3 protein-coding genes are annotated in these 10,801 nt (G+C 71.0%); all 3 read right to left on the bottom strand.

The features are described from left to right. Window positions 1–78: 78 nt before the first annotated feature. The gene (locus tag AWC19_RS25270; protein WP_085080840.1) at window positions 79–1,140 is read right to left on the bottom strand and encodes a type III polyketide synthase; all 1,062 of its coding nucleotides are present in this window, start codon (window positions 1,138–1,140) and stop codon (window positions 79–81) included. A 187-nt stretch (window positions 1,141–1,327) separates the two neighbouring features. Further along, window positions 1,328–4,402: a type I polyketide synthase gene (locus tag AWC19_RS25265; RefSeq protein WP_085080839.1), complete on the bottom strand. Its 3,075-nt coding sequence runs from the start codon at window positions 4,400–4,402 to the stop codon at window positions 1,328–1,330. A gap of 26 nt (window positions 4,403–4,428) precedes the next feature. Beyond that, entirely contained in the window at window positions 4,429–10,791 is a 6,363-nt protein-coding gene (locus AWC19_RS25260) for a type I polyketide synthase (protein ID WP_085080838.1), read from the bottom strand. Window positions 10,792–10,801: the final 10 nt, after the last annotated feature.

Below are 10,801 nucleotides of genomic sequence, written 5' to 3'. Positions count from 1 at the left end.
CGACACGCCACACCCCACCCGGGGGTTCTCCTCACATCAAGCCGACACGCCTGCTACCAACGTCCTGGCCGAGTACAGCTAGCGCCAGCGCAACAGCACCAGCTCGGAGCAGAACCCTGGCCCCATCGCCAGCATCAGCCCGGGGCTCCCGCTGGGCGGCGGCTTGGCGATGGTGTCGCGCAGGATGTGCAGCACGGAGGCCGACGAAAGGTTGGCGATCTCGGCCAGGGAGCGCCACGTCAACTCGAGCGCGTCCGGCTCGAGCTGGAGGCTGCGCGCGATCGCGTCGATGACCTTGGGGCCGCCGGGGTGGCTGACCCAGGCCCCGATGTCCTTTTTGGTCAGCCCGTGGCCGGCCAGGAACGCGGTGACGTCGTCGGCCAGATACCGGTCGATCACGTCGGTCAGCTCCGGCGACAGCACCAGCTGCAGGCCGGCCGAACTGACGTCCCAGCCCATGATGTGCAGGGATTCGGGATACATCCGGCTGCGCGAGTCGAGGATGTCCGGGCCCGTGGGGCGCAGTTGTTCGGCGCGACGTTCCCCGACGGCCACCACCGCGGCGGCGCCGTCGCCGAACAGCGCGCTTCCCACCAGCCCGGACACCGTGGGCTTGACCGCCGAATAGGTGAGCGAACAGAGCTCGACCGAGACCAGGACCGCCACGGCGTCGGGCGCGCCGCGCAAATAGTCGTGCAGCCGGGCCACGCCGGCGGCGCCGGCCACGCATCCGAGGCCGAACAGCGGGACGCGGCGCACGTCGGGCCGCAAACCGAGCCGCCCGGCGATCCGGGCGTCCAGCGACGGCACCGCCACACCGGTGACCGTCGTGGTCGCGATCATGTCGACGTCGTTGGGTGCCAGCCCCGCCTCGTCGAGCGCTCCCTTCAGCGCCTCGCAGCCGAGCTCGACGGCGTGGTCGAGGAAGATCTCGTTGGCGTCGCCGAAGTCGGTCAGCGAGGGATAGCGCTCCAGCGGCAGGACGAAGTGGCGAGCCTTGACCTTCGCGGCGGCATGCAGGCGCCGGATGATCTCCTCGTGTTCCTTCATTCCGGGGAAGTTCACGAACTGGTCGGTGATCTCTTGCTGGCTATACCGATGCTGCGGCAACGCGCCGAACACACCCGCGATAACGCTCATGCCCCATACCTTCGTATAAATCGCCGCGGAACGAAAATTGGCGCTTTCGGTCCGGCGGCTCGCCGCGAGTTGCCAATGGTGAAAGCTTAAGTGGTCGAGCAAAGTGGTGCAAAGTTGCTTTATTTAACACATGTCAGACGATATTTGTTCGCTGTCATCGCATTTGCGTCGAGCAATGCCGTGTGCACTATTCGCCGATTTCGTCTTCAGCAATCTCTAGCGCCATCGCGATCAGCGCCTCGGGGCTCAGCGAATCGATGGTTTCGTCGGTCGTCGGGGGGCCGGCGGGCGATGCTTCCGACGCCCCGGCCAACAGCAGGAGTTTGTCGAGCAGTCCGGTTCTTCGAAGCTCCTGGAGCGGAATCTTTCTCAGCTCCGACCAGATCCCGTCGGCGTCGTCAGGCGTTTCGTGCGGGCCGCGCAGCAGCAGTTCGCGGAGGTGATCGGCCAACGCCGCCGGGGTGGGATAGTCGAAGATCAGCGTGCGCGACAACGCCAGGCCGGTATCGGCTTTGAGGCGGTTGCGCAGCTGGACCCCGGTCAACGAGTCGAACCCGAGGTCTGCGAACGCGCGTTCGGGGTCCACGGCCCGGGCGTCGTCGTGCCCCGAGACCGCCGCGGCGTGCGCGATTACCAACTCGACCAAGCGACGGCGCTGGTCGTCGGGAGCCAGTTGCCGCAATTGTTCGGCGAAAACCCCTGGCGGGGTGGACTTGGCCGGCGTGGTGTCTCGGCCCTGTCCGATCCAGAACGGTTGGCGGGCAAAGCCGTACGTGGGCAGCGGCACCCGCCGGGCGGGCGGCAAGACGGTCGCCCACGTGACCGGCGCGCCTCGGGTGAAGAGCCGTCCCGCCGCGGCGAGCAGGGACTCCGCCTCCGGGCCGTCCTCGGGCATGGTCACGACCGAGGCGGGCCCGTGGGTCGTCAGGGATTGCTCCACCGCGCCGCTGAGGCCCCCGCCGGGGCCCACCTCGACGAACAGCTCGCCGCCCAGTTCCTCGGCGGCTCGCACCGCTTCCAGGAAGCGCACCGGCCGCCGCACGTGCTCGACCCAGTATCGGGCCGACCCATAGCCGGGCCCGGCCGGGCCGCCGGAGACGTTGGACACCACCGCGATTCGCGGTTCTTGCGGCGCGATGCCAGCCACCGCCGCGGCGAACTCGTCGACCATCGGTTCGATCAGGGGCGAGTGAAACGCGTGCGAGACCGCCAACCGGCGCACCCGCCGGCCCCGCTCGGCGAGGCGGTCCGCGAGTTCGGTGACGGCCGCTTCGGCACCGGAGATCACCACGGCGTTGGGGCCGTTGACGGCCGCGATGCTCACGCCGTCGGTCAGCGACTCGGCAATCTCGGCTTCGCCGGCGGCCACCGCGATCATCGCCCCGCCCTCGGGCAACCCGGCCATCAGCCGGCCGCGCTGCGCCACCACCCTGGCCGCGTCGGCCAGCGACAGCACCCCCGCCACATGGGCGGCCGCGATTTCGCCCACCGAATGACCCATCACCGCGTCGGGGACCACACCCCAGTGACGCAGCAACGCCGCCAGGGCCACCTCGACCGCGAACAGCGCGGGCTGGGCAAACTCGGTGTTGTCCAACAGCTTTGCGTCACTCCCCCACACCGCCTCGCGCAGCGGCCGCCGCAGCTGGGCGTCCACCGCCGCGGCGGCCTCATCGAAAGCGGTTGCGAAAACCGGGAATTCGTCGTAGAGCTGGGCGCCCATGCTCAGCCGCTGGGCGCCCTGGCCGGGAAACACAAACACCGTGCGGCCCCGCGGGTGTGCCCGCCCCACCACCAGATTGGGCCGGCGCTCCCCACGGGCCAGGCCCGTCAGGCCGCTGATCAACGTCTCGCGGTCGGCGCCCACCGTGACCGCCCTGTGCTCGAACACCGACCGCGTCGTCGCCAGGGACCACGCGACGTCCGCGGCGCGCAGGCCCTCCGACTCCGCCAGGTGGGCCAGCAGCCGGGCGGCCTGGTTGGCCAGGGCCGGCGCCGAGCGAGCGGACAGTACCCATGCCGTCGGAGCGTTGTCGGCGTGAACCGCGGGGGTTTCGGGCTGTCTCGGCGGTTCCTCGATGACCGCGTGCGCGTTGGTTCCGCCCATCCCGAACGACGACACCCCCGCCCGCCGGGGCCCGTCGGCGGCCAGCCAGGACGTGAGCGTGGTGTTGACGCGCAGCCCGAGGCCCTCCGGGTCGATCCCGGGAGCCGGGTGGGCGTAGTTCAAACTCGGTGGTATGGCACGGTTTTCGAGTGCCAGCACCGCCTTGAGCAGGCCGGCGATGCCGGCCGCCGCGCCGGTGTGACCGATGTTCGTCTTGACCGAGCCCAGCGTCAGCGGCTGGCGCCGACCGGCGAACACCTCGCCCAGGGCCCTGGCCTCCACCGGGTCGCCGACCTCGGTCCCGGTGCCGTGGGCCTCGACGTACTGGACCCCGTCGGCGTCCAGGCCCGCGCTGGACAACGCGCGCCGGATCACGTCGGCCTGCGCGGCGGCCGAGGGCACGGCGTGCCCACCGGCGGCGTGTCCCGCGTTGCCGACGGCGCTGCCGCGGATGACCGCGCGGATCCGGTCGTTGTCGGCGCGGGCGGCCGGCAGCGGTTTGAGCAGCACGAGGCCGGCGCCCTCGCTTCGCACGTAGCCGTCGGCCCGGGCGTCGAACGCGTAGGTGCGACCCGACGCCGACAGGGCTCCGAATTCGCTTTCCAGCGAGGCGGTTTCGCCGGCCAGGTTGAGGTGCACGCCCCCGGCGATCGCCAGCGTCGACTCGCCCCGTCGGAGGCTTTCGCAGGCCAGGTGCACCGCGACCAGCGACGACGACTGGCCGGAATCGACGGTCAGGCTTTCACCGCGCAGGCCGAAGGCGTACGAGATCCGGTTGGCGATCATCGCCCGGCTGATTCCCGCGAACGAATGATGGTCGAGGTGTTCGGCCGGGTCGCCGAGCGTCAACAGGGCGTAGTCGTCGCCCATGGCGCCCAGGTATACGGCCACCTGTTCCCCGCGGAGCGCTTCGGGCAGCATGAACGCGTCCTCGAGCAGTTCCCAGGTCAGCTCCAGCGCGAGCCGCTGGCGGGGGTCCATGGCGCAGGCTTCGCGCGGCGAGACGCCGAAAAAGTCCGCGTCGAAGTCGGCGACGCTGCCCGGCAGCTGGGTGGCTTCCAGCCCGTCGCGAACGACCCGCCAGAACTCCGCCGGGTTGGCGGCGGCGGGAAATCTGCAGGCGAGCCCGATGATCGCCACGGGTGTCGGTTGCACGTGACTTATCGAATCATGACGGGGCGTCAGGGCCCGACTTCCTCATCGAGGATGGCGAAAAGTTGGCTATCGGTGGCGTTTTCGATGTCGTCGTCGTGGTGTGCCTCCGGCTCCGGCTCCGGCGCCGGGGCGCTCAGGCTGGCCAGCATGTTGCGGATGCGGCCGCCCAGAAGCGCTTTGTCGTCGGCGCTCCATCCGGGCTGATCGATCAGCGTTTGCAGCTCGCGCGCGAGGTCATTGACGCGGTCGAGACGCCCGCTGCGATCGGGCGGCTCCTCGGCGCCCGAGCCGGCGAGCTGGCTGTCGAGGTGCTCGGCCAGCGCGGCCGGCGTGGGGCAGTCGAAGATCACCGTGGGAGACAGCGTGAGCCCGGTGGCGGCCTTGAGCCGGTTGCGCAGTTCGACGGCGGTCAGCGAGTCGAATCCGAGATCCTGAAAGCCGCTGTCCGCCAAGACGTCCGCGGCGCTGTGGCCGAGGACGGTGGCGGCGTTGCCGCACACCAGGTCGACCAGCTCGCGGTGCCGCTGCTCGGCGGTGAGGCCCTGCAGTCGAGCGCGCAGCCCCGACGTCGACGCCGCGGTGCCCGCGTCGGCGACGACGCGCCGCGCCGGACGAGCGGCCACGTCGCGCAGAAGGGGTGGCAACACCGCGGGCTCGGCGGCCAGCGCCGCCGCGTCCAGGCGGGCGGCGACCAGCACGGCCTGGTCGGCCGGCAGCGCGTCGTCGAGGAGCGCCAGCGCCTGCTGACTGGACATGGGCGTCACCCCGGCGCGGCTCATGCGGGCCCTGTCTCGATCGTCGAGGTGGGCCGTCATCGCGGATGCCTGTTCCCACAGTCCCCAGGCGATCGACAACCCGGGCAGGCCGTGCGCGCGCCGGTGGGCGGCCAGCCCGTCGAGGAAGCTGTTGGCCGCGGCGTAGTTGGCCTGCCCCGGCGTCCCGACGATTCCGGCCATCGACGAAAACATCACGAACGCCGTCAGGTCTTGGTCACGGGTCAGTTCGTGCAGGTTCCACGCGCCGTCGACCTTGGCGCGCAGCACCGTGTCGAGCCGCTCGGGGGTCAGCGAGGAGATCAGCCCGTCATCGAGCACACCGGCGGCGTGAAACACCGCCCGCAGCGGGTACCGGTCCGGCAGCTGTGTTAGCAACCGCGCCGCGGCGTCGCGATCGGCCACGTCGCAGGCGATCACCGATACCTCGGCCCCCTTGGCGCGCAACTCGCCCACCAACTCGGCGGCCCCGTCAGCGCGCTCGCCGCCACGGCTGACCAACATCACATGCGCCACCCGATGCCGCTCGACAAGGTGACGCGCCAGCGCCGAACCGGCCATCCCGGTGCCCCCGGTGATCAACACCGCACCACCACCGAGCCCGCCAGGGCCATCGGGCAACGAGAGCACCACCTTGCCGATATGGCGGGCCTGGCTGACAAACCGATACGCCTCACCCGCGCGGCGCACATCAAAAACCTTGACCGGCAACGACTCCAACACCCCCGCAGCGAACAGACCCATCACCTCGGCCAACATCCGTGCGATGCGCTGCGGGCCGGCCTCCATCAAATCGAACGCCCGATAACTAACCCCCCGATAACGCTCACCGACCAGCCGCGGATCGCGAAGATCGGTCTTGCCCATCTCGATAAACCGCCCCCCACGCCCCAGCAACCGCAACGACGCATCAGTAAACTCACCGGCCAGCGAGTTAAGCACCACATCAACCCCGGCCCCACCCGTGGCGGCCATAAACTTGTCCTCGAACTCCACCGTCCGCGAATCGCCAATATGATCGGCGTCAAAACCCATGGCGCGCAACGTCTCCCACTTACCACGGCTAGCGGTCGCGAAAACCTCCGCCCCAAAATGCCGCGCCAACTGCACCGCCGCCATCCCCACCCCACCAGTAGCCGCGTGAATTAACACCCGCTCACCCGCACGCAGCCCCGCCAACTCCGACAACCCATACCACGCCGTCAAAAACGCCACCGCCACCCCCGCGGCCTCGACAAACGACCACCCCGCCGGCACCGGCACCACATACCGCTCGTCGACCACGGCCTCCGAACCCACCACACCCAAAATCCCCAACACCGCATCACCAACGGCCAACCCCGTCACGCCCGGACCCACCTCAACCACCACACCGGCGCCCTCAGCACCCAACTCGCCGCCCCCCGGATACATCCCCAAACCCACCAACACATCCCGAAAATTCACCCCCACCGCGGCCACCGCCACCCGCACCTGCCCCGCCCCCAACTCCACCCGCGGGCAAGACCGCACCACCAAATCCTCCAAAACCCCACGACCACCAGGTTCCAGCCGCCACCGCCCCCCCGGCAACGCCAACACCGACCCCCCACCCAACGCCGCCAACCGCGCCCCATACACCACCCCAGCACGCACCACCACCTGCGGCTCACCACAACCAACCACCGCCCGCACATCCACCGACCCATCCGAATCCACCAACACCACCCGACCCGGATGCTCAGCCTGCGCCGAACGCACCAACCCCCACACCGCCGCCCCCGCCAAATCCAAAACCGCCTCACCCGAAAGCCCAACCGCCCCACGGGTCAACACCACCAACAGGCCCGCCCGGTCACCGGCCAGCCACGACTGCACCACACCCAACACCTCAGCGGCGACCGCATGCACCGACCGCACCACGTCGCCGTTCCCGTTCCCGGCGCCCAACTCCCATACCACCACGCCGTCAGCGGTGCCGTTGTGCTGCAGCGGCATCGGAGACCACACCACGTGAAACAGCCCGCCGCCGCCCGGGCGCGCCGCGGCCGCCGACAGCTGCTGGGCGGACACCGGCCGAACGGCCAACTCGCGCACCGACAACACCGGCAACCCCGCGGCGTCGGCCAGCTCGACCGAGATCGCGCCGGTGCCGGCGGGGGCGAGCCGGACCCGTACCCGGGACGCACCGGCCGCGTGCAGGCAGACGCCCCGCCAGGAAAACGGCAGGACCGTCTGCCCGTGCTCGCCGTCCATCCCCAGCGCGTGCAGCGCCGCATCCAACAGCACCGGATGGATCCCGAAGCCGCCCAACGCCGTCCCGGCGTCCTGCGGCACGGCCACCTCGGCGAAGATCTCGGCGCCGCGCCGCCACATCGCCCGCAGGCCCCGAAACGCCGGACCGTACTCGTAACCGCGCGCGGCCAACCGCCCGTAGCCGTCGCTGACATCCACCGCCTCGGCGCCGGCAGGCGGCCACACCGACAATTCGGCGGCCGGCGCCATCGGCGCGGCGCTCAGCTCGCCTTCGGCGTGCAATACCCACGGCGAATCCGGTTGACTGCCGGCCGAATAGATCGAAACGGAGCGCCTGCCGGACTCGCCGGATTCACCGACCACCACCTGAAGCCGCGTCCCGCCGGACGCCGGCAACACCAACGGGGCCGACAACGTCAACTCCTCGATCGCCGGGCAGCCGACCTCGTCGCCGGCGCGCAGCATCAGCTCGACAAACCCGGTGCCCGGGAACAGCACCGTTCCGGCCACCGCGTGATCGGCCAGCCAGGGCTGGGCGGCCGCGGACAACCGGCCCGTCAACACCACGCCACCGGAATCGGGCCGCTCCACCACCGCCCCCAGCAGCGCGTGGCCGGCCCCGGCCAGCCCGGCGGCACCGACGTCGCTCGATCCCACCGATTCGGCGGGCAACCAGTACCGCCGCCGCTGAAAGGCGTAGGTGGGCAACGGGATTCGACGGGCGGCCAGACCGGCGAACGCCGCGGACCAGTCGACGCCGATGCCGGTGACGAACAGTTTCCCGGCGGCGCTCAGCAGCGAGTCGACCTCGGGACGGCCCTTGGCCATGCTCACCACCGACGTGGCGCGGTCGGCGGTCAGCGACTGCGCCACCGACGCCGTCAGCGCGCCGCCCGGGCCCACCTCCAGGAACACGCCGGCCCCTTGAGACTCGGCCAGCCGCACGCCGTCGACGAAACGCACCGGCCGGCGCACGTGCTCGACCCAATACGACGCCGACCCGTAGCCGGGCCCGGCGAGCTGGCCAGTCAGGTTGGAAACCGACGGGATTCGCGGCTGCGCGGCCGAGATTTCGGCCGCCACCGCGGAGAACTCGTCGATCATCGGCTCCATCAGCGGCGAATGGAATGCGTGCGAAACCGCCAACCGGTGCACCCGGCGGCCCTGCTGCGCCAGCCGGTCCGCCACCGCCTCGACCGCGGCCGCCACGCCCGAAACCACCACCGACTCGGGGCCGTTGACCGCCGCGATGCCCACACCCTCGGTCAGCAGGGGGGCCACCTCGTCCTCGGTCGCGGCCACGGCCACCATCGCTCCGCCGGCGGGCAGCCGCGCCATCAGCCGGCCCCGCGCCGCCACCAGCCGCGCCGCGTCCGCCAGCGACAGCACCCCGGCGACGTGCGCCGCGGCGATCTCGCCCACCGAATGACCGATCACCACGTCGGGCGTCACAGCCCAGGACCGCCACAACGCCGCCAGCGCGACCTCGAGGGCGAACAGCGCCGGCTGGGCGAACTCGGTGCTTTGCAGCGTCTCCGCGTCCGAACCCCACATCACCTGGCGCAGCGGCAGCCGCAGGTGGGCATCGAGCGCCTCGGCGGCCTCGTCGAAGGCCTCGGCGAACACCGGGAATCGCCCATAGGGCGCCTCGCCCATCCCCAGCCACTGCGAGCCCTGGCCGGGGAACGCGAAGACCGTCTTGCCCGCCGGGCGCGCGCGGTCCACCAGCACGGCCGGGTCCGGCCGCCCCGACGCGACCGCGGCCAGACCGCCAAGCAGGGCGTCGCGGTCGCCACCGACCAGCACCGCGCGATGCTCGAACACCGATCGGGTGGTGGCCAGCGACCAGCCCACGTCCATCGGGTCCCAGTTCGGGTCGGCGCGCAGCCGGGCTAGCAATCGCTCCGCCTGGCCGGCCAGCGCCCGTTCCGAACGTGCCGACACCGACCACGGCACGACCGGCTCGCAATCGTGCTCGGCGACAACGGGTTCGGGTTCGGGTTCGGCCGGCGGCTCCTCGATGATGACGTGGGCGTTGGTCCCGCTGATCCCGAACGACGACACGCCCGCCCGGCGGGGGCCGCCCTCGCCCGCCCAGGGCTGCGGCTCGGTCAGCAGGCACACCGCGCCCGCCGACCAATCCACGTGCGGCGTCGGCACATCGACGTGCAAGGTCTTGGGCATCACCCCGTGCCGCATCGCCTGCACCATCTTGATCACCCCGGCGACCCCCGCGGCCGCCGACGTGTGACCGATGTTGGATTTGATCGAGCCCAGCCACAGTGGCCGGTCCGCCGGCCGGCCCTGCCCGTAGGTCGCCAAAAGCGCCTGGGCCTCAATCGGATCGCCCAACACGGTGCCCGTGCCATGCCCTTCGACGACGTCCACGTCGGCCGCGGTCAGCCCGGCGCCGGCCAGCGCGGCGCGGATCACCCGCTGCTGCGACGGCCCATTCGGTGCGGTCAACCCGTTGGACGCCCCGTCCTGGTTCACCGCCGACCCGCGCAGCAGAGCGAGCACCGGATGGCCAAGCCGCTGGGCGTCGGCCAGCCGCTCCAACACCAGCACCCCCGCGCCCTCCGACCACGACGTGCCGTCGGCTGCGCCGGCATACACCTTGCAGCGGCCGTCCGGGGCGAGCGCGCGTTGCCGGCTGAACTCTACGAAGCCCGCCGGAGTGGCCATGACGGTCACGCCGCCGGCCAGGGCCAGGTCGGACTCCCCCGAGCGCAGCGATTGCGCCGCCAGGTGCATCGCCACCAGCGACGAGGAACACGCCGTATCCACCGAAACCGCCGGGCCTTCCAGCCCCAGCACATAGGAGAGCCGACCCGACGCCACGCTGAGCGTGGAGCCGGTGAACCCATAGCCTTCCAGCTCGCCTTTCACCTCGCCGCCGTAGCCGCCGTGGATGACCCCGGCGAACACCCCGGTCGCCGACCCCTTCAACGACAGCGGGTCAATCCCGGCCCGCTCCAACGCCTCCCAGGACACCTCCAGCAACAGGCGCTGCTGCGGGTCCATCGCCAGGGCCTCGCTGGGCCCGATGCCGAAGAACCCGGCGTCGAAGTCGGCCGCGTCCAGCAGGAAGTTGCCTTGGCGCGTGTACATCTTGCCGGGCGCGTCGGGGTCCGGGTCGAAGAGGGCGTCGACGTCCCAGCCCCGGTCGGTCGGGAAGTCCGACACGGCATCGCGACCGTCGATCACCAACTGCCACAACGCCTCCGGCGAATCCACGCCACCCGCGTAGCGACACGACATGCCGACGATCGCTATCGGCTCCGACAGCTTGCCCTCGAGCTCGGCGACGCGGCGCCGGGCGCGCCTGAGGTCGGTCGCGAGGCGCTTGAGGTAGTCGACGTGTTTCTCGGTGCTCGGCATTGTTCGTCCT

It is taken from the genome of Mycobacterium palustre (genome assembly GCF_002101785.1).
Lineage (GTDB): Bacteria > Actinomycetota > Actinomycetes > Mycobacteriales > Mycobacteriaceae > Mycobacterium > Mycobacterium palustre.
This window is presented reverse-complemented; position numbering and strand designations above follow the sequence as displayed.